The 19,210-nt window shown below is 73.3% G+C and carries 13 protein-coding genes; 5 read left to right on the top strand and 8 right to left on the bottom strand.

Annotation, left to right across the window (positions count from 1 at the left end; translation table 11 throughout):
- Positions 1–40: 40 nt before the first annotated feature.
- On the bottom strand, positions 41–1,834 hold the full coding sequence (locus tag ACTWLT_RS12230; RefSeq protein ID WP_445318473.1) for an ABC transporter ATP-binding protein: 1,794 nt from the start codon (positions 1,832–1,834) through the stop codon (positions 41–43).
- 82 nt (positions 1,835–1,916) lie between these two features.
- On the opposite strand from ACTWLT_RS12230, the gene ACTWLT_RS12225 reads away from it, so the two are divergent.
- Together ACTWLT_RS12225 and ACTWLT_RS12220 are read left to right on the top strand one after the other, a co-directional pair.
- Positions 1,917–2,342 carry a MarR family winged helix-turn-helix transcriptional regulator gene (locus ACTWLT_RS12225; RefSeq protein ID WP_445318639.1) on the top strand — a complete coding sequence of 142 codons (426 nt, stop codon included), beginning with the start codon at positions 1,917–1,919 and terminating at the stop codon, positions 2,340–2,342.
- Between the two features lie 165 nt (positions 2,343–2,507).
- Entirely contained in the window at positions 2,508–4,292 is a 1,785-nt protein-coding gene (locus tag ACTWLT_RS12220; protein WP_445318472.1) for an N-acetylglutaminylglutamine amidotransferase, read from the top strand.
- A gap of 38 nt (positions 4,293–4,330) precedes the next feature.
- On the opposite strand, the gene ACTWLT_RS12215 is transcribed toward ACTWLT_RS12220, so the two are convergent.
- The 3 genes from ACTWLT_RS12215 to ACTWLT_RS12205 all read right to left on the bottom strand — a co-directional run bounded on the left by ACTWLT_RS12215 (position 4,331) and on the right by ACTWLT_RS12205 (position 7,120).
- Positions 4,331–5,464: a carboxylate-amine ligase gene (locus ACTWLT_RS12215; protein ID WP_445318471.1), complete on the bottom strand. Its 1,134-nt coding sequence runs from the start codon at positions 5,462–5,464 to the stop codon at positions 4,331–4,333.
- Positions 5,465–5,552: 88 nt separating this feature from the next.
- A complete protein-coding gene (locus ACTWLT_RS12210; RefSeq protein WP_445318470.1) occupies positions 5,553–6,761 on the bottom strand; it encodes an RNA polymerase sigma factor in 1,209 nt (402 codons plus the stop codon).
- Between the two features lie 2 nt (positions 6,762–6,763).
- Positions 6,764–7,120, bottom strand: coding sequence for a YciI family protein (locus ACTWLT_RS12205; RefSeq protein WP_445318469.1), 357 nt, complete (start codon positions 7,118–7,120; stop codon positions 6,764–6,766).
- Positions 7,121–7,389: 269 nt separating this feature from the next.
- Here ACTWLT_RS12205 and fxsA point away from each other — a divergent pair, with 269 nt between their 5' ends.
- Genes fxsA through ACTWLT_RS12190 form a run of 3 tightly spaced genes read left to right on the top strand, consistent with a single transcriptional unit; the run spans position 7,390 to position 10,554 of the window.
- On the top strand, positions 7,390–7,581 hold the full coding sequence (gene fxsA, locus ACTWLT_RS12200) for an FxSxx-COOH cyclophane-containing RiPP peptide (RefSeq protein ID WP_445318468.1): 192 nt from the start codon (positions 7,390–7,392) through the stop codon (positions 7,579–7,581).
- Between the two features lie 2 nt (positions 7,582–7,583).
- Positions 7,584–8,855, top strand: a complete 1,272-nt coding sequence (locus tag ACTWLT_RS12195; protein WP_445318467.1) for an FxsB family cyclophane-forming radical SAM/SPASM peptide maturase — start codon at positions 7,584–7,586, stop codon at positions 8,853–8,855.
- Between the two features lie 4 nt (positions 8,856–8,859).
- Complete coding sequence (locus ACTWLT_RS12190) at positions 8,860–10,554, top strand: aKG-HExxH-type peptide beta-hydroxylase (RefSeq protein WP_445318466.1); 1,695 nt, start codon at positions 8,860–8,862, stop codon at positions 10,552–10,554.
- Here the strand turns inward: ACTWLT_RS12190 and ACTWLT_RS12185 are convergent.
- From ACTWLT_RS12185 to ACTWLT_RS12170, 4 genes are all read right to left on the bottom strand, one after another.
- Positions 10,517–11,059 carry a GNAT family N-acetyltransferase gene (locus ACTWLT_RS12185; RefSeq protein ID WP_445318465.1) on the bottom strand — a complete coding sequence of 181 codons (543 nt, stop codon included), beginning with the start codon at positions 11,057–11,059 and terminating at the stop codon, positions 10,517–10,519. The genes ACTWLT_RS12190 and ACTWLT_RS12185 overlap by 38 nt on opposite strands.
- 44 nt (positions 11,060–11,103) lie before the next feature.
- A complete protein-coding gene (gene fxsT / locus ACTWLT_RS12180) occupies positions 11,104–15,015 on the bottom strand; it encodes an FxSxx-COOH system tetratricopeptide repeat protein (RefSeq protein WP_252415503.1) in 3,912 nt (1,303 codons plus the stop codon).
- Positions 15,016–15,027: 12 nt separating this feature from the next.
- The gene (locus ACTWLT_RS12175; protein WP_445318464.1) at positions 15,028–16,269 is read right to left on the bottom strand and encodes a TIR-like protein FxsC; all 1,242 of its coding nucleotides are present in this window, start codon (positions 16,267–16,269) and stop codon (positions 15,028–15,030) included.
- A gap of 256 nt (positions 16,270–16,525) precedes the next feature.
- The gene (locus tag ACTWLT_RS12170; RefSeq protein WP_445318463.1) at positions 16,526–19,159 is read right to left on the bottom strand and encodes a pectate lyase-like domain-containing protein; all 2,634 of its coding nucleotides are present in this window, start codon (positions 19,157–19,159) and stop codon (positions 16,526–16,528) included.
- Positions 19,160–19,210 lie beyond the last annotated feature (51 nt).

Genomic DNA, 19,210 nt, shown 5'->3' with positions numbered 1-19,210 from the left:
AGAGACGCTTTCGAGACGGTTGTGAACCGCAGCTCGGCGCTCAGGCCGCCAGGGTGGCGTAGCGGCCGTTGCGGTGCAGGAGGCTGTCGTGGGTGCCGGACTCGACGATCCGGCCGTGGTCGAGCACGGCGATCTGGTCGGCGTCGCGGACGGTGGAGAGCCGGTGCGCGATGGTGATCGTGGTGCGGCCCTCGGCGAGCACGTCGAAGGCCCGCTGCACGGCCCGTTCGGTCTCGGTGTCCAGCGCGCTGGTGGCCTCGTCGAGGACGAGGATGCGCGGGTCGCGCAGCAGCGTACGGGCGATGGCCAGGCGCTGCTTCTCGCCGCCGGAGAACCGGTGGCCGCGCGAGCCGACCATGGTGTCGTACCCGTCGGGAAGGGCGGCGATCAGGTCGTGGATCTGTGCGGCGCGGGCGGCGTCCTCGATCTCCGCGTCGGTCGCGTCCGGCCGGGCATAGCGCAGGTTCTCCCGGACGGTGGTGTGCAGCAGGTACGTCTCCTGGCTCACCACGCCGACGATCGCGGCCAGGTCGGCGAGGCGCAGGTCGCGCAGGTCGACCCCGTCGACGGTGACCCGACCGGCGGTCGGGTCGTGCAGCCGGCTGACCAACCCGGCGAGGGTGCTCTTGCCGGAGCCGGTCTCGCCGACGAGGGCGAGGCTGGTGCCGGCGGGCACGTCGAGGGTGATCCCGGCGAGTGCGGCGGTGTCGCTGCCCGGGTAGCCGAAGGTGACGTCCTCCAGGCGCAGGTGACCGCGCACCCGGGTGGGGTCGAGGCGGACCGGCTCGGCCGGGTCGGCCACGTCGACGGGCAGGTCGAGGTATTCGAAGATCCGGGCGAACAGCGCCAGCGAGGCGGTCAGCGAGACGCCCACGTTGAGCAGCCCCATCAGCGGTCGGAACAGGCCGCCCTGGAGGGCGGTGAACGCGACCAGGGTGCCGATGCTCAGGGTGCCGGCCGTGCCGGGCAGGCCGGCGGCGAGGTAGATGACCGCCGGTACGGCGGCGAAGATGATGCTCATCGAGGCCATCCGCCAGCGGCCGGCCAGCTCGCTGCGCAGCTCCAGGTCGACCAGGCGGGCCGACGAGGCGGTGAAGCGGTCGACGAGCGCGGGCCCGGTGCCGAGGGTCTTGGCCAGTTGCACGCCGCTGATCGACAGGCCCTCCTCGACGGTGACGTTGAGGTCGGCGAGCTCCCGTTGGCGTTGGGCGGTGATCTCCCGACGCATCCGGGCGACGCGGCGGGTCAGCCAGATCGCCGGCGGCAGCACCACGAGCGAGACCAGGGAGAGCTGCCAGGAGAGGGCGACCATCGCGACCGCCGTGGCGACCACGGTGGTGAGGTTGGACGCGACGGCGGTGGCGGTGGACGTGACCACCGACTGCATGCCGCCGATGTCGTTGGTGATGCGGGACTGCACCTCGCCGGTGCGGGTCCGGGTGAAGAAGCCGAGCGACTGCCGCTGGAGGTGGCTGAAGACGTCGGTGCGCAGCCGGTGCATGACCTGCTGCCCGACCTGGGTGGAGATCCAGGTCTGGACGACGCCGAGGGCGGCGGTGACCGCGGCCACGGCGACCATGCCGAGGACCAGCCAGACCAGCAGGGTCACGTCGCCCTGCGGTAGTGCCCGGTCGATGACGGCGCGCAGGAGGAACGGGGTGGCCATCGCGATGATCGAGGAGACCACGATGATCGCGGTCACGGCGGCCAGCGCGGGCCGGTGGGCGGTGAACAGCCGGCCGATGCGGCGCAGCGACACCTCTCGGGCCTGCGCCTTCTCGTCGGCGGTGACGGTGCGGTGGCCGCGGTCGCGGCCGGTGGGGGTGGGTTCCAAGGGGGCTGCCTCTCGTCGGAGGTTGCTGAGGTTACCTCATCATGAGGGAACAACCGCATCTCCTGCTACCGTATTCCCCGTGATGGAGCGCACGGCGGACGGCGACGACGAGAGCCTGGCGGAGACGTTCTGGGCGGTGGCCGGGCGGCTCCGCCGGCAGGCGCGGGAGTCGCTGGCGCCGTGGGACGTCACCCCCAGCCAGTCCCGGGCGCTCGGGGTGCTGGCCCGGCACGGCGAGCTGCGCCCCGGCGCCATCGCCGAGCACCTGCGCATCGCACCCCGGTCGGCCACCGAGGTCATCGACGACCTACAGGCCCGTGGGCTCGTCGAACGCCGACCCGACCCGGCCGACCGGCGGGCCACCCTGGTCGTGCTCACCGAGGAGGGCAACCGGGTCAGCGCCGCCATCCGGGCGGCCCGACGGGCCGAGGCGGACCGGTTCTTCGGCCACCTCGACGACGCCGACCGCGACCAACTGGCCCGCATCCTGCGCACCCTCCGCGGCTGAGCGGGGAGACCGAGCCTCCTCACGGCGGCCTGCCTGGTTTGCCCCTACCGCGCCCGGGTAGCCAGCGGCCCCGTCCGGCCGACGGGACCGGTCGCCACGCGCCGGGTGACGTGACGGGAGGACGCTCGTGCCACTGGTGCCCCACCTGACCCACCGCCCCGTCTGATGTGCGGGCTCAGCGGGGAGGCGCGGTTCGACGGCAGGCAGCCCGACGCCGCGGCGGTCACCCGGATGACCGAGGCGATGCGGTCGCGCGGCCCGGACGGCGAAGGGCTGTTCACCGACGGCTGGGTGACCCTCGGGCATCGCCGGCTGACGATCATCGACCTGTCCGACGCGGGCGGCCAGCCGATGGTCCGCGACGACCTCGGCCTGGCGCTGATCTTCAACGGCTGCATCTACAACTACCCCGAGCTGCGCGAGGAGCTGCGCAACGCCGGGTACGACTTCCACTCCACCAGCGACACCGAGGTGATCCTGGTGGCGTACGCGCACTGGGGTGAGCGCTTCGTCGACCACCTCGTCGGCATGTTCGCGATCGGGCTGGTCGACCGGACCCGGCGGCGCCTGGTGCTGGCGCGCGACCGGCTCGGCATCAAGCCGCTGTACCTCGCCGAGACCCCGGGGCGGCTCCGGTTCGCCTCCACCCTGCCCGCCCTGCTGCGCGCCGGCGACGTGGACACCGGCATCGACCCGGTGGCCCTGCACCACTACCTGTCCTGGCACTCCATCGTGCCCGCGCCGCGGACCGTGCTGCGGGGCGTCCGCAAGCTGCCCCCGGCCACCCTGCGGGTCATCGAGGCGGACGGGCGCAGCCGGGAGGAGGTGTACTGGCGTCCGGACTACGTGCGGGAACCGGCCGACGCCGGGATGGACGCCGCCGAGTGGCGGGCGGCCGTCGGCGACGCGCTCCGCACCGCGGTACGCCGACGCCTGGTCTCCGACGTGCCGGTCGGCGTGCTGCTCTCCGGTGGGCTGGACTCCAGCCTCATCGTGGCGCTGCTCGCCGAGGCCGGCCAGCGGCACCTCCGGACGTTCAGCATCGGTTTCGACAGCCGGGGCGACGAGTCCGGCGACGAGTTCCACTACTCCGACCTGGTGGCCAGCGCGTACGACACCGACCACCAGCGGATCCGGTTGGCCGACGACGACCTGGTGCCCGCGGTACGGCGCGCCGTGCTGGCGATGGCCGAGCCGATGGGCAGCCACGACGTGGTCGCCTTCCACCTGCTGTGCGAGCAGGTGGCCCAGCACGTGAAGGTGGCACAGTCCGGGCAGGGCGCCGACGAGGTGTTCGCCGGCTACGGCTACCACCAGCCGCTCGCCGAGGCGTCCCGGCACAGCGCGGACGAGACGTTCGCCGCCGCGTTCTTCGACCGCGACCACGACGAGCTGAGCCAGATCGTCGGCCCGACGTACGCGCTGGACCACGACGCCAGCCGCGAGCTGATCGCCGCGCACCTCGCCGCCCCCGGGGCCCAGACCGCACTGGACGCGGTGCTGCGCCTGGACACCCACCTGATGCTCCCCGACGACCCGGTCAAGCGGGTCGACAACATGAGCATGGCGTGGGGCCTGGAGGTGCGTACCCCGTTCCTCGACCAGGACCTGGTCACCCTGGCCGCGCACTGCCCTCCGGAACACAAGGTGGCCCAGGGCGGCAAGGGCGTGTTGAAGGAGGTCGCCCGGGAGGTGCTGCCGGCCGAGGTGATCGACCGTCCCAAGGGCTACTTCCCGGTGCCGGCGCTGCGCAACGTGGACGGGCCCGTACGCGAGCTGGTCGCCGAGGCGTTGCAGGCACCGGAGGCGCGCGAGCGAGGGCTGTTCCGACCGGAGTACGTAGGGCGGCTGCTCGCCGAGCCGGACCGGGCCGCGGCGGCCGCCGGCAGCAACAAGCTGTGGCAGCTCGGGCTCCTGGAACTCTGGCTCCAGTCGCACGACATCCGCTGAACACGACATCCGCTGAAAGAGTGGGCAGACCGGCAGAGTCAGCCGGCGGCGGTGCGAGCGGCCAGGTCGTCGATGACCGCCCGCAGGTCCCCGGTGCGCTCCAGCACCTGACGCTGCCGGGTCGCGCCGGTGCCGTCGCGGCGAAGCCGGGCGAGCTGCGACAGCACGTAGCCGAGATCGCCGTGCCGCAGCAGGGCCGGTGCCACCAGCGCCAGCAGGTCGTCGACCATGTCCCAGGCCGGCCGGGTGCCGCCGGCGCGCAGGTCGATCAGCTCGCCGTCGAGGCCGTCGTGGGCGGCCCGCCAGTGCGCGGCGGCGACCAGGCAGTCGCGGGTGTCCGGGGCGGACACGCCGGCGCGCACCTCGTCGGCGAGGGTGGCGACCAGCGCCCGGACCAGCGCGGCGACCAGCACGGAGTCGTCGACGTCCGCGCAAACGTCGCCCACCCGCACCTCTACGGTCGGGTACGCCGACGACGGCCGGGCGTACCAGTAGACCATCGCGGCGTCCAGCATGATGCCGGCGGCGATCAGCTCGTCGACGGTCCGGTCGTAGTCGGCGGCGGAGTCGAAGTACGGCGTCGGGCCGATGCTGGGCCAGCGTTCCAGTTGCATCGACCGCCAGCTGGCGTGACCGGTGTCCCGCCCGTCGTGCAGCGGCGAGTTCGTCGTGATCGCCTGCACCACCGGCAGCCACACCCGCAGGTGGTTGCAGACCTGCACGGCCAGTTCGCGGTCGGGCAGGCCGACGTGCACGTGACACCCGCAGACCGCCGGGTCGTGCGCCACCGGCCCGTACCGGCGCGACATCGCGTGGTAGCGCGGTCTGTCGGGCACCGTCCGGTGCGGCTCGGCCACCGGGGTGGCCCCGACCGCGACCAGGCGGGCCCCGGCCGCGGTGGCGGCCTCGACGGCGGATCGGCGCAGCGCCACCAGGTGCGCGCGCAATTCGGTGAGGTCGGCGCAGACCGGGGTGACCATCTCCACCATGCTGTGCCGGAACTCCTGCCGGCTCTGCTCCCGCGCGGTGCCGTGCAGCGCGGCCAGCACCTGGTCGGCCACCGGCAGGTTGCGTCCGCTGTCCGGGTCGAGCAGCAGGAACTCCTCCTCCACGCCGAGGGTGAGGACGGCCAGGTCGGGCACGGTGCGGGCGGCCGTGGCACGGCTCGTCATGGCCTTCTCCATCCGTTCCTGCGGCCGCGTCCGACGCCGCGCCGACAGGTGCCTCGGGTTCCCGGGCGGGCAGGAGGCAAACGCGCGCTCAGTCCGGTGACAGGGCTGCTGCCCGCCCGGCCAGGAACGCCTTTTCGGCCGCGTTGTCCGTGAGTGTGGCGGCCGTCCGGTACGCGGCGGCGGCCTCACCGGCCCGGCCGAGTCGGGCCAGCAGATCGGCACGGACCACGTGCCGCACGTGGTAGCCGTCCAGGTCGAGGCCGTCCACCTCGGTCAACGCCACCGCCGGTCCGGCCACCTCGGCGAGGGCGACCGCGCGGTTCAGTGCCACCACCGGTCCGGGAGCGACCGCCGTCAGCTGGTCGTACAACCGGAGGATCTGGCCCCAGTCGGTGTCGGCGGCGCGCGGAGCGGCGCTGTGCACGGCGGCGATCGCGGCCTGGATCTGGTACGGGCCGGGTCGGTCACGGCGCAGACAGCGGCGCACCAGGGCCTGCCCCTCGGCGACCAGTGCGGCGTCCCACCGGCCCCGGTCCTGCCGGGGCAGCGGTATCAGGTCGCCGTCGGCGGTGGTCCGCGCGTCGCGGCGGGATTCGGTGAGCAGCATCAGGGCGAGCAGACCCAGTGCCTCCGGCTCGTCCGGCATCAGCTCGACCAGCAGCCGCGCCAACCGGGTCGCCTCGGCGCACAGCTCCGGGCGGACCAGCCGCTGGCCGGTGCTGGCCGTGTAACCCTCGTTGAAGATCAGGTACAGCACCGCGAGCACGGCGTGCAGCCGGTCGGGCAGGTCGGCGTCGCGCGGCACCCGGTACGGGATCCGGGCGTTGCGGATCTTCGACTTGGCCCGTACCAGCCGCTGCGCCATCGTCGCCTCGGGCACCAGGAACGCTCGGGCGATCTCGGCGGTACGCAGGCCGCCGAGCAGTCGCAGGGTGAGCGCGACCCGGGCGGCCGGGGCGAGGGCCGGGTGGCAGCAGGTGAAGATCAGGCGTAGCCGGTCGTCACGCACCGGTCCCTCCTCGGTGGGTGCGTCGGCGGCGTACAGCAGGGCCGCCTCGGCATGCCGGTCGGCCCGGGACGCCTCCCGCCGCAGCCGGTCGACGGCCCGGTTCCGAGCCGTGGTGATGATCCAGCCGGCCGGGCTGGGCGGCGGGCCGGTCCGCGGCCACCGCCGCACGGCGACGGTGAAGGCATCCTGGACGGCCTCCTCGGCGAGATCGATGTCGCCGAGGAGGCGGACCAGGACGGCGACCGCGCGGCCGTACTCCGCTCGGAACACCGCCTCCACGTCCTGCACGGTCAGTCCCCGGCTCCACCCTGGAAGGGGCGCACCTCGATCGGCAGCGTCGTGGCCACCGCGTAGCGGCGGCCCCAGTCCAAAGCGGCGTCCAGGTCGGGCACGTCGATGATGGTGATGCCGCCCAGGTACTCCTTGCCCTCGACGAACGGCCCGTCGGTGACGAGCACCTCGCCGTCGCGGGGACGCAGGACGGTGGCGGTCTCCGGGCCGTGCAGGCCCTGCCCGAACACCCACGACCCGGCGGCCACCAGCTCGTCGTGCAGCTCGCCGATCTGGCGCATCACGCCGGCGAGGAACTCCGGGTCCGGGGGCAGCTCGCCCTGGGACTGGTGGATGCTGAGCAGGTACTGCGTCATCGTTCCTCCTCGCGGGGGCGGCCGGCCCGTCACCGGCCTCTCATCCTCCACACGAACGGCGGTCCCCCGGATCGACAGGCCGCGCGCAGAAGATTCCGCGCGACCCACACCGGGCGTCCGGACGGCGGCGGTACGCCGGGTGACGGTGCGGTGGCCAGCGGGTACGGCTGCGGTGTCGTGCCGTCCCGGGTCGGGCGCGATGGTGTAGAAAGGCGGAGTGAGCGCAGCGGTGACGCAGGTGCCGGTCCGTGGCCGTCGGAGGTTCCACGGTGACTGAGCACGCCCAGCCGCCCGCGCCGGTCACCACGGGCGCCGCTCTGGTGCAGCTCGGGGACGTACCGCTGGCGGACCTGCTGGCCGGCGCCGGTGACGGCGTGCTGGCCCACGTGCTGGGTGCGTTGGCCGCCGAGGGCGAACCGGGTCGGCCCGGCGACGTGTCGGCGTTCGAGTCGAGCTTCTGACCGTGCCGGCCGACGCCTCGCCGTCGGCCGCCCCGGCCCGGCCTGTCCCCGACGCGCCATCCGCTGCGGCACCCCGGGTACGCCAGCTCGTGCTCAAGGTCCACTCGCGCTGCAACCTGGCCTGCGACTACTGCTACGTCTACCGGCACGCCGACCAGGGCTGGCGGGACCGGCCCCGGGTCATCGCGCCCGCCACCGTGGACCGGGTTGCCGACCGGCTGGCCGCGCACGTCGCCCGCCACGGCACCGACCGGGTCCGGGTGGTGCTGCACGGCGGAGAGCCGCTGCTGGCCGGCGCCGCCGTGCTCGACCGGACGGTACGGACCCTGCGCGCCGCGATGCCCACCGGCGCCACGCTCGACGTCGCGATGCAGACCAACGGGGTGCTGCTGGACGAGGCCATGCTCGCCCTGTGCCACACGCACGGCATCGACATCGGCGTGAGCCTGGACGGTGACCGGACGGCCAACGACCGGTACCGCCGGCACGCCGACGGGCGGGGCAGCTTCACCGAGGTCGCCGCCGCCCTGCGCCTGCTGGCCCGGCCCGAGCACCGGGCCCGGTACGCCGGGCTGCTCTGCACCGTCGACCTGGCCAACGACCCGGTCGTCGTCTACCGGAGCCTGCGGGAGTTCGACCCGCCCCGGCTGGACCTGTTGCTGCCGCACGGCAACTGGACCGCTCCCCCGCCCGGACGCCACCCGGGTGACCCGGCCACCCCGTACGCGGACTGGCTGATCGCCGTCTTCGACACCTGGTACGGGGAGACTCCCCGACGCACCGGCATCCGGCTGTTCGAGTCGCTGATCGCGCTGCTGCTCGGCGGGCGCAGCGGCACGCAGGCTTTGGGCGCGACCGACCCCGACATCATGACGATCGAGACCGACGGCACCATCGAGGGCACCGACACCCTCAAGACGACCACGGCGTCGGTGATGCGTACCGGGCTGGACGTCTTCCGGCACACGTTCGACGAGGCGCTGGGCCACCCGTCGCTGGCCGGGCGACCCACCGGGATCGCGGCCCTCGCCCCGGCCTGCCGGGCCTGCCCGGTGGTCGGCGCGTGCGGCGGTGGCCTGTACGCGCACCGTTTCCGCGACGGCGCCGGCTTCGCGCACCCGTCGGTCTACTGTGCCGACCTGTTCCGGCTGATCCGGCACGTGCAGTCGGTGGTGGCCGCCGACGTGGACGCGCTGCGCCGCACCGTCGTCACGCCGCCCGCCGGCGCGTCGGGTGCCGGACGGGCCGGCGCGGCCGTGTCGACGGGACGGTGAGCAGGTGCCGGGGCCGCTGTCGGACGCGCAGTTCGCCGGGCTGGCCGGCGGGCACGGCGACGCCGGCACCCTCGACGTGCTGCGCGGCGGGCAGCAGGGCCGACGCCGTCTGCTGACGGTCGCCGCCGCCCGGGCGTACGGCGGCGACCCGCTGGTCCGCGACGGCCTGGAGCTGCTCACCCGGGCCGAGCGGGCCGACCCGCTCGCGGTCGCCGAGGTGCTGGCGCACCCGCCGCTCACCGGCTGGGCCCGCGCCGCCATCGCCGGGCCGGCCGACGCCGGCTACCTGGCGGCGGTCGCCGCCGCCGCCGCGACCCGCGCCGGGCTCGCCTTCGATCTGACCCTGCCCTGCCCGGACGGCACGCTGCTGCTGCCCACCCTCGGCGGCGCGGTGGGCCTCACCCCCGGCCCGACGGTGGTGAGCGCCGGGCACGGCACGGTACGCGTCGTCGCCGGCCACGGGTCGGCGCGCTGGCTGCCGGTACGGCGGATCACACCGGCGAGCGGCGTGGAGGTGACCATCGAGGACCAGGACCCGTGGCGGCAGCGCTACCACCACCCACCCACGCCCCGGCTGGCCGACGCCGACGCCGCGGACCTGGCCCGGCTGACCGGGCAGGCGTGGCGCTGGCTGCGCGGGCACCTACCGGCGCACGCCGACGGGCTGACCGGGCTGCTGCGCTCGCTGGTGCCGCTGCGGCCCCCGCCATCCGGGCACGCGGTGAGCGCGACCAGCCGGGACGCGCTGGGCGCCATCGCGCTCTCCGTACCGGCCGACCCGAAGACCCTCGCCCTGCTGCTGGTGCACGAGCTGCAACACACGAAGCTCGGTGCGCTGCTGGACCTGGTGCCGCTGCACCACCCCGGCGGGCCGGCCCGCTACCGGGCGCCGTGGCGGCTCGACCCACGGCCGGTCGGCGCGCTGTTGCAGGGCGCGTACGCGCACCTGGGGGTGGCCGAGGTGTGGCGCTGCCGCCGGGCCGAGGGCGTCGACGCCGCCTTCGAGTTCGCGTACTGGCGGGAGCAGACCGCGCGGGCGGTCCGGCAGCTCGCGGCCGCCACCGAGCTGACCGACGCGGGGCGGACGTTCACCGCCGGCATGGCGGACACGCTGCGCGGCTGGCGTGAGCCCGTGGACGCCCGGGTCGAGGCGGCGGTGCGGGACGTGGCCGACGGCGGCGCGGTGCGTTGGGGCCTTACCAACCTGCGCCCGCACCCGGACGAGGTCGACCGCGCGGTGCGGGCGTGGCGGCGAGGCGAGCCGTGCCCGGGCAACGGCCCGCCGCCGACGGTCGCGCCCGGTCCGGCCGCCCCGGCGCTCGCCGCGGACACCGGCCCGGAAGCGGCGGCACGGGGGCGACTGCGGGCCGGCGACACCGATCCGTCCACGATGGATTCGGCCGACCGGGCCTACGCGGCAGGCGACCCCGAGAGTGCGCTGCACGGATACCAGCGACGGCTGCGTGACGACCACGGGGACACCGACGCCTGGGTGGGGCTGGCGCTCGCCGCCCGGCTGACCGGGCACCCGGCCGCGGCCCGTTCCCTGGTGACCCGCCCGGACCTGGTTCGCGAGGCCCACCGGGCGCTGCCGGACGCCGACCCGCTGGCGCTGGCGGCGTGGTGCCTGGACACCGCTCCGCAGCCGGGCCCCGCAGCGGTCAACCGCGACGGCGGGCCAGGTACTGCTCGCGGGTGATCTCGTGCACGGCGACGGGCTGCTGGTGTTCCGGTACGACGGTGCGGAACGCGTACGAGATCCCCAGCTTCTCCATGACCCGCGCGGACCGGACGTTGTCCACGTGCCGGATGCTGATGATCCGATCCAGGCCGCGGTCCTCGAAGCCGAACCGAAGGACCCCGGCGGCGGCCTCGGCGGCGTACCCGTGCCCCCAGAACCTCTGGTCCAGCCGCCAACCGATCTCGACGGCCGGCAGGACCTCCGGAAGGAACTCGGGCACCGCGAGACCGACCCATCCGGCCACCTCGCCGGTCTCCCGCAGCTCGACGGCGAACAGGCCGAACCCCCGGACGTCCCAGTCGTGGATCATCTTGCGGAGACCCGCCGCGCTCTGCTCACGATCCCGCACGGAACCGTCCATGATGTAGCGCATGACCTCCGGATCGGCGTTCATGGTCGCCAGGGCGTCGAGATCGTCGTCGCGCAGACGTCGCAGGGACAGGCGGTCGGTACGGAAAACCATCACCTGTCCATTGTCGCCGTCGCCGCCGACCCGGGTGTGACCGCCTAGAGCAGGGCCGGCTCGATGTAGGCGTTGGAGCGGTCCTGCTGGCGAGCCTGGACCACCCGTGGGTTGTCGCCGCCGAAGAGCTGCACCAGCTGCCCGAACGCCTCGTCGTAGAGGGCCCGCCCGGCGTCGGCCTCGCTCTCGGTGGCGAGCCGGCTCACCGCCAGGTTGACCGACGCGGAGAGGGTGTCGGGATGCTCGGCGCCCAGTGCCCGGGTCAGCTCCACGTACGCGGTGGTGTCCAGCAGCAGGGCGGTTTCCCGGTCACCGAGGGCGAACAGGTCGTTGGCCAGGTTGAGGGTGGCCAGCAGGGTGTGCGGGTGGCGCTCACCGAGGTTCGCCAGCAACTGGTCGCGGACCCGCTGGGAGAGATCCCGCGCCTGACCGTGGTCGCCCTGCTTGCGCAGCAGCACCCCGAGGTTGTTCAGGCAGGCCAGGGTGATCGCGTGCGTCTCGCCGAGCACCTCGTTGTAGCCGTCGCGCAGCCGCCGGGCCACCCGCAGCGCGGTCTGGTTGTCACCCACCGCCGACCAGGTGGTGGCCAGCGCCATCTCGGCCGACAGCGTGTCGGCGTGCTCGGCGCCGAGGGTGCGCTGGTAGCGGAGCACGGTCCGCTCGATCAGCCGGTGCGCGTCGGCGAAGCGGCCGAGCTGGCGCAGCGTCAGCGCCAGCTCCTTGGCCGTCCGCAGCGTCTCCGGGTGGTCCGCGCCGATCACCTTCTGCTGGATCGTGTACGTGCGTTGCAGCACGCTGTGCGACCGCCACAGCTCGCCGGTGTCCCGCAGACCGCGCCCGTAGTTGCTGGCCGACGCCAGGGTGGACGGGTCCTCCTCGCCGAAGCGGTCGCGCCGCCGCTCGTGGATGTGCTGGTCCAGCAGGGCGGCGCCGCGGAAGTCACCCACCAGCCGCAACGACACGGCGAGATTGTTCTCCGCGATGAGCGTCCGGCCGCTGTCGTCGCCGAAACTGCGCACGCTCAGCTCGAGGGTGCGCCGGTCCTGCGCCTCGGCCTCGTGGTAGAGACCCTGGGCACGCAGGTCCGCGCCCAGACTGCGGGCGGTCATCAGGGTGTACAGGTGCTCCTCACCGAAGATCCGCCGTTGCCGGTCGTAGACGTCCCGGTCGATCTCGTACGCCCGGTCGAAGTGGCTCTGCGCCCGCAGCACGTTGGCCAGGTGGAAGCGCATCCGCAGCTTGGTGGGATCGTCGTCGTCGGTGTCGCGCCAGCTGTCCAGCGACTCCTGCGCCAGCGCCCGGCTGGTGTCGTAGTCGCCGCGCCGGTAGAGGTAGCGCACGGTGTCCACGACCAGCTGCCGCGCCTCGTCCATCGTGGACAGGTGCAGGCCGCTGGGGCGTACGTGCGGCCACAACTCGGCATAGCGGGGCCAGTTGCCCGGCCGGTCCGGGTCGCGCGGGCTGGCCGCGGCGAGCAGCAGTTGGGCCTGCCGGCGGGCCTCCTCCGGATCGTCGAGCTGGTCCTGGATGACCAGTTGGACCAGCCGGTGGATGCGGACGGAGTTGTTCTCCGCGTCCACCTGGGCCAGGCCGTAGCGTCCCAGCTCGGCGGTGACCAGGCCCTGCAGGATCGGGTCGGTCAGCGTCGGGTCGAACGGCGCCATGAAGCTCGCGAAGCGGTCGCCGGTGAGCATGGCCACCGGGATGGGCTCCGGCGCGTAGAACGAACAGAGCTCCAGCAGCCGGGCCGCCGCCGGTTTCTCCGAGCGCAGCTGGGCCAGGGTGACCAGCCAGGTGGCGGCGAGGGCCTTGGAGTAGCCGGCGGACTGCCGGCCGTCGAGGATCCGCAGCAGCCCCGGGGTGTCCAGGGAGGTGAGGTACCGCTCGACCTGCATCGCCGTGGCCCGCAGGTACGCCGCACCCTGCTCGACCGCGAGCGGTAGGTCGCCGAGCTTCTCGGCCACCTGGGTCGCCTCGTCCTCGGTGAGACCGGCGACCCGGTCCCGCAGCAGCTGGACGCTCTCGGCGCGGTCGAAGACGGTCAACTCGGTCGCGGTGGCGTACTCGCTCCAGCTCTGGTCCCGGGTGGTGAGCAGCACGTGGCCCGGCCCCTGCGGCAGCAGGGTCCGGATGGCGCGGGTGGGCTCGTTGGCGTTGTCCAGGATGATCAGCCAGCGCCGGTCCGGGCCTCCGCGACGCAGCGCGTCGAGCACGCGGCGGACCGCGTCGGCGCCGCCGCCGGTGCCCAGCCCCATCGCCTGGCCGAGGTCGGCCAGGCCGCCGCGGATGCGGTCCTCGCTGTCCGCCGGGATCCACCAGACCAGGTCGTAGTCGCGGCCGAAGCGCAGCGCGTACTCGGCGGCGAGTTGGGTCTTGCCCACCCCGCCGAGGCCGTGCACGACCTGCGTCGCCGAGTCCGGTGAGGTGGTGAGCCGGTCGCGCAGAGCCTCGAGCTGGGCGGCGCGGCCGACGAACGGCGTGCCGTGCTGGCGCACGTTGGACACCGCCGGGAACGGGCCGGGGAACCGACCGACCGGACGCCCGCCGACCGCGGCCGCCGGGGCGCCGGCCGCCTCCAGCAGCCTGGTCCGGGCCGTGGACGGGTCGATGTCGGTGAGGTCCACGGGGCTGCGGTCGGTGTACGGCACGGCCAGCCGCGACTCGTCCACCCGCAGGGGCACCAGCAGTCCACCCCCGCCGAGCTGGTCGCGGCTGGTGGCGCCCTTCCACAGCTCGGCGGCGAGCGACGTGCCCGCGTAGTGCCGGGTGAGGACGGCCAGCACCCGGCTGGCGCCACCGACGGCCCGGTCGAACTCGGCTCGCCCGCCGGCGCGCAGCGGCACGTCCACCGCCCGGCGGTCCACCCGCAGCCCGGCCTCCTCCAACTGGTCGGTGATCCACTCGGCCCAGAGCCGGTCGGCGGAGGCGTAGCTGACGAGAACGGCCTGCTCGGCCGTGAGCCGGCTGCGCTCGAACTCGGTCAGCGAGCGACGCCGGTCCTCCTCGGGCATCGGGTGCAGGCTGCTGACCCGCCCGCCGGTGACCACCGAGGCGAGCTGCTCGTACGCGGACAGCAGGGTGCCAACCTGCTCGGGTCGGTCGCCGAAGGCGGCGAGGATCTCCTCGTAGGCGTAGAAGGCGCGGTAGGGCACCTCGATCGTGTTCCAGTAGCGCGCGGCCGCCGCGTCGGAGAGGTGGTCGAGGAACGGGGCGAACTCGGCGCGGACCAGGTCCCGCCCGGTCTCCAGCTTGCGCAACTCGGCGTCCTCCACCCGCATCGGCACCGGCAGCAGCAGCGGCGGGTCGTCGGGGCGTTGGCTGCGGATGGAGCGGGCCACCGCCGCCGCGCCGCGGATGCTCTGGGTGGACATGGTGAAGCAGTTGACCACCAGGTCGGGCAGTTGCACGGTGCAGATGCCGGCCACGTCGCTGAGCCCGGTGCGGCTGTCGATCAGCACCACGTCGTACTCGGCGCGCATCTGCGCGCGGACGGCGTCGATGAACGACGCGCCGCCCTGCCGCTGGTAGAAGTTGGCCCAGTCGAAGGTGCTCACCAGCCGGGAGTACGCCGTGTCCTGCTGCCCGGCGGCCACGAAGTCGATCACGCCGCCGTGGCTGAAGTCCCAGTTCAGCGAGACCGCCCTGCGCTGGATCTTGGCATGCCCGGTGAGGAGTTCCTGGGAGTCCTCGTCGCGGTTGCGTTGCATGGTGGCGATCGAGTAATCCCAGATCATCTCGATCACACCGGGGGTGGCCCGCAGTTCCTTGTCCCGCAGGAACGGATGGAAGTAGCGGTGCAGGCCCGGGGATTCCAGGTCCCAGTCGACGACCAGCACCTGCAGGCCCTGGCTGGCCAGGATCCAGGCCACGTTGGCCAGGGCCATGGTCCGGCCGGTGCCACCCTTGTACGAGTAGAACGTGACGATCTGCCCACGTGCCGTCTCGTTGACCGCCATGGCCTGCCTCCCCTAGGGACCTTCGAGGATCGGGCGTTGCCCGGTGCCGTCCGTGGGCGGCTCCTGGTAGACCGTGCCCGTGCGGTAGATCCGACCCTGCTCGACCACCAGCACGTCCTCCAGCTCCTCCTGGAAGCGGGCCGAGGTAGGGATCTCGGTACGCCACACCTCGCGGGTGTTGTGCAGCACGTGGTGCGGAAGCACCCGGGCCAGCGTGTCCCACATCTTGCGGTTGCCTCCGGACGCCGCGTCGTCCGCGGCCGTCCAGGGCACCAGCACCGGCGCCCGGGGCGCGTCCACGTCCCGGTCGTAGCCGATCAGACTGAGCCGGTAGCGCGGCAGGTCGGCCGACCAGACGTCGACCACCAGCACGACGATCTGGTTGTGCGCCCGCGCCCACTCCCGCACCGCCGCCAGGTCCTCCGCGTCCTCCACCGTCCAGCCGTAGCTCTTGGTGGTGGCGATGGCGCCGGCCCAACTGCCGATCGGCACCTCCAGCTCGGGCCGGTACGGACGCCAGTCCCGGGACACCGCGCCGTAGCGATCCTCGGCCCCGGGGCGGCTGCCGACCAGCTCGGCGGAGCTGCCGGCGACCAGCACGATGTGCACGTGCCGCGCGCTGGTGGCCCGTTGCACCGCGCCCGCCGCCGCCGGCCCGGTCTGCGTCTGCGGCCGGGCCGGTTGCCCGAAGGCGCTGGTCACCTTGGCCAGTGTCGGGCGCTGTGCCGGCCGGTGCAGGGTGTGCTCGCGGGCGGTCTGCACGATGTGCTTGGCCAGCGCGTCCACGAAGTCCTTGTACTCGTCCTCGTGCCGGCGGCGCTGTTTGAGGGTGAGCAGCCCGTCCTGGGCGTAGACCGTGCCGGTCGGGAAGTTGCGGTACTGGAAGGCCCCGACCGCCTCGGGCAACCGGTCGCAGGGAATCCACTGCACCGGCACCAGGGCCGGCGGACGGACCTGGTGCTGCCGCTCGTGCTCGTCGATCCGGTCGGCGAAGACCCGGAACTCCCGGCCGCAGTAGTCGCTGACGACGTACCGGGGGGAGGTCAGCGCGATCAGGCAGGCGCTGGTCGACAGCGCGTTGGCCAGCGTGTCCGTCCAGGTGCTGCCGAGCAGGATCTGCCCGTCGATGAAGCCCGCCTCGTGCCAGCGGACCCCGGCAAGCCCGGCCACCGCCTCGCTGAGATCGCCGAAGAACGCCTGCACCTGACCGTTGCGGTTGTCCTCTTGGGCGTAGCTCAGGAAAAAGAGTGGCACGCCCGCCTCCGCTCACGGGTTCCACGACCGGTACGCACAGTATAGGACCGTCGATGCCAGCCCAGCTGTTGCGTGATCGTCGCGGCCGACGCGCCAGGAGTCGTATGCCCGACGGTTGCGGGTCCGCCGAGGTGCGGTGCGGTGCACGGCGCGACCGGGACCGGCCGGGTCTTCGGCGGGACCCGGCCGGCCCGGCCCACGGTGCGACCCGCCCGGCCCGGTCGACGGCGCGACCGGACCGGCGCGGGCGCCCCGGTCAGGGGTAGGTGGTCAGGTACACCTGCTGGGTGGCCGCGTTCGCGGTGCCGCCGGTGTTGTTGATCACCCGGTTGATGGTGCCGACGCCGCCGAGTGAGACGGTGACCATGTTGGTGAACCGCACGTTCGGGTTGGTGGGCGCCTCGATGGCCCGGTCGGCGACGACGGCCGGGTTCACGTTGAAGTAGCAGTAGCTGCCCATCCCGAACGCCTGGTGGCTGGTGACCGAGTCGGCCACCTTGTACGCGGCGTACCCGCGGGTCGCGCCGTTCATCCAGGCCGCCTGGTTGGGCGGGTCGTACGGCATCTCGTTCTGGTAGAAGTACGTCCGCCCGCCGTTGCCGTTCCAGATGGTCTGGTACTTCTGGTAGTGCTCGACGAAGAGGCCGTACATGGTGACGTTGTCGCCGTTGACCGTGAGCCCGGTGTCGGCGGTGTTCAGCGTCCATCCGGTGGGCACGCCCTGGGCGGCGTGGTCGGCCCGCCACAGCCACATGTGGTCGCCGATCACGTTGTCGCTGTTGACGGTCAGCGTGTTGGTGGCCTTGCCGACGTGCGGCCCGCCGATGCGGAAGAAGACGTCGTGCAGCGAGGTCGGGTTCGCGGCGTGGCTCGCCGCCGAACCGGCCGGGCCGACCTCCATCAGCACCGGCGAGTTGGTCGTGCCGGCCTCGAACATGATGCCGGCCACCTTGACACCGTCCACGTCGGCCACCCGCATCCCGACGCTGCCGTTGTCGGCCTGGATGGTGGCCAGGCCGAGGCCGAGGACCACCGTGTCGGCCCGGTTGACCTGGATCGGCTCGGTGACGCGGTGCACGCCCGGGGTGAAGAGCAGGTGCTTGCCCTGGGCCAGGGCCGCGTTGATGGTGGCCGCGCTGGTGCCCTGCTGGACGACGAAGAACTGCGACAGCGAGATCGAGGAGCCGGCCGGGGTCTTGTTGTACCAGCTCGTGCCGGTCGAGTTGCTGCGCAGCGCCGGCACGAAGACCCGGTACTCACCGGTGCCGTCCACGTAGAGGAACGGCTTCTCGCGTACCTGCGGGGTCTGCGGGATGACGGTGTGCGACGGGTTGGGGAAGTGCGGTGGCGGTGCGCCGTTGACGCCCTGGAAGACCATGTTCCAGACCGAGCCGGTCCAGCCGTTGCCGAACTCGCTGTTGCGCGAGTACCACTGCTGCTGCGAACCGGAGACCACCAGGCCGTCGATGCGGGTGTCGGCCATCAGGCCGCCGCTGGACCAGCCGTCGCCGCCGTTCCACAGCTGGATCTGGTTCTGCGCGCCGCGCAGGTGCATCCGCCGGTACGGCGCCGCCTGGGACACCGCCCAGCGCTCCACGGTCTGCCCGGCGGGCAGGGTGACCGAGAGGTTCTCGGCGGCCCGCCAGAAGTTCTGGGTGGCGTTGCCGCCGAACCAGAAGGCCTCGGCGCGGACGTGGCCGTTGAGGTTGACGTCGTCCGGGCTCATGCCCAGGCCGGCGACCTGGGTGAAGAAGCCGAGGTTGACGTCGGCCGTGTAGGTGCCCGGCTTGAACAGCACCGCGTAGCGCTGCGGGCCGAACTGGTTCGTCTCCTGCTGGGTGAACAGCGTGTTCAGTCGACTCTGGATGGTGGAGGTGGGGGTGCTCGGGTCGAAGACGAAGGTGTTCGGCCCGAGGTTCGGGTTGCGCGGGTCGGTCGGATCGACCGGCGGCTCGGTGGTCCCGCCGGTCGTGTTCACGGCCAGCTCCCACAGCGAGTAGCCGTAGGCGGTGCCCCGAACAGTGCCGTACATCCGCAGGTACCGGCCACTGCCGGCGACGGTGAGGGTCTGGGTGCCGCCGGTGCCGGTGGTGGTCGAGTAGATGGTGGTCCAGGTGGTGCCGTCGGCCGAGGTCTGGAGCTGGAAGGCCCGGGCGTACGCGGCCTCCCAGGTGAGCACCACCCGGCAGATCGAGCGCGTGCTGCCGAGGTCGACGCGCAGCCACTGCGGGTCGCTGGCGGCGCTGGCCCACCGGGTGCCCGGGTTGCCGTCGACCGCCGCGGATGCCGCGAGGCCGGCATCCTGACTGGACGAGGCGGTCGCCGGGCTGCCCTGCGCGACGTTGGTGCTGCCGCAGGTGGGCGTGCTGCCGCCGATCTCGCCGTAGACCTGGAACTCCCAGAGCGAGTAGCCGTAGCCGGTGGCGCGGGCGGTGCCGTACATCCGCACGTACCGCCCGGCGCCGGTGACGGTGAGGGTCTGGGTGCCGCCGGTGCCGGCGGTGGTGTTGTAGATGGAGGTCCAGGTGGCGCCGTCGTCGGAGGTCTGGAGCTGGAAGGCGCGGGCGTAGGCGCCCTCCCACTGCAGCGTCACCTGGCTCAGGGTGGCCCGGGCGCCCAGGTCGACCTGGATCCACTGGGGGTCGCTGAACGCGCTGGCCCACCGGGTGCCGGTGTTGCCGTCGACGGCGGCGCCGGCCGGGGTGCCGGCGTTCTCGGTGGACGAGGCGGTGGCCGGGCGGCCCTGCGAGAGCAGGGTGGGGGCGGCCTGCGCCGGTGTCGTGGCGCCGGTCGGGGTCAGAGCCGCGACCAGGGCCACGGTGAGCCCGAGAAGCAGGTGCCGGATGGCACGCCGGGGACGCGGGCGTGCGGATGTAACACGAGATGTCATGACATCGCCTGTCGATAGGGGGTTACGGACGACGCTTGGGTGGGGTCGGGG

This window comes from Micromonospora yongxingensis (assembly GCF_052601155.1).
The sequence above is the reverse complement of the archived record's forward strand: the minus strand, read 5'-3'. Positions and strand labels throughout refer to the sequence as shown.

Bases quoted from the DNA above. Each gene is read 5' to 3' on its own strand.
- ACTWLT_RS12225 (WP_445318639.1), top strand. From the start codon at position 1,917: ATGGAGCGCACGGCGGACGGCGACGACGAGAGCCTGGCGGAGACGTTC.
- ACTWLT_RS12220 (WP_445318472.1), top strand. From the start codon at position 2,508: ATGTGCGGGCTCAGCGGGGAGGCGCGGTTCGACGGCAGGCAGCCCGAC.
- ACTWLT_RS12215 (WP_445318471.1), bottom strand. From the start codon at position 5,464: ATGACGAGCCGTGCCACGGCCGCCCGCACCGTGCCCGACCTGGCCGTC.
- ACTWLT_RS12205 (WP_445318469.1), bottom strand. From the start codon at position 7,120: ATGACGCAGTACCTGCTCAGCATCCACCAGTCCCAGGGCGAGCTGCCC.
- ACTWLT_RS12185 (WP_445318465.1), bottom strand. From the start codon at position 11,059: ATGGTTTTCCGTACCGACCGCCTGTCCCTGCGACGTCTGCGCGACGAC.
- fxsT (WP_252415503.1), bottom strand. From the start codon at position 15,015: ATGGCGGTCAACGAGACGGCACGTGGGCAGATCGTCACGTTCTACTCG.
- ACTWLT_RS12170 (WP_445318463.1), bottom strand. From the start codon at position 19,159: ATGACATCTCGTGTTACATCCGCACGCCCGCGTCCCCGGCGTGCCATC.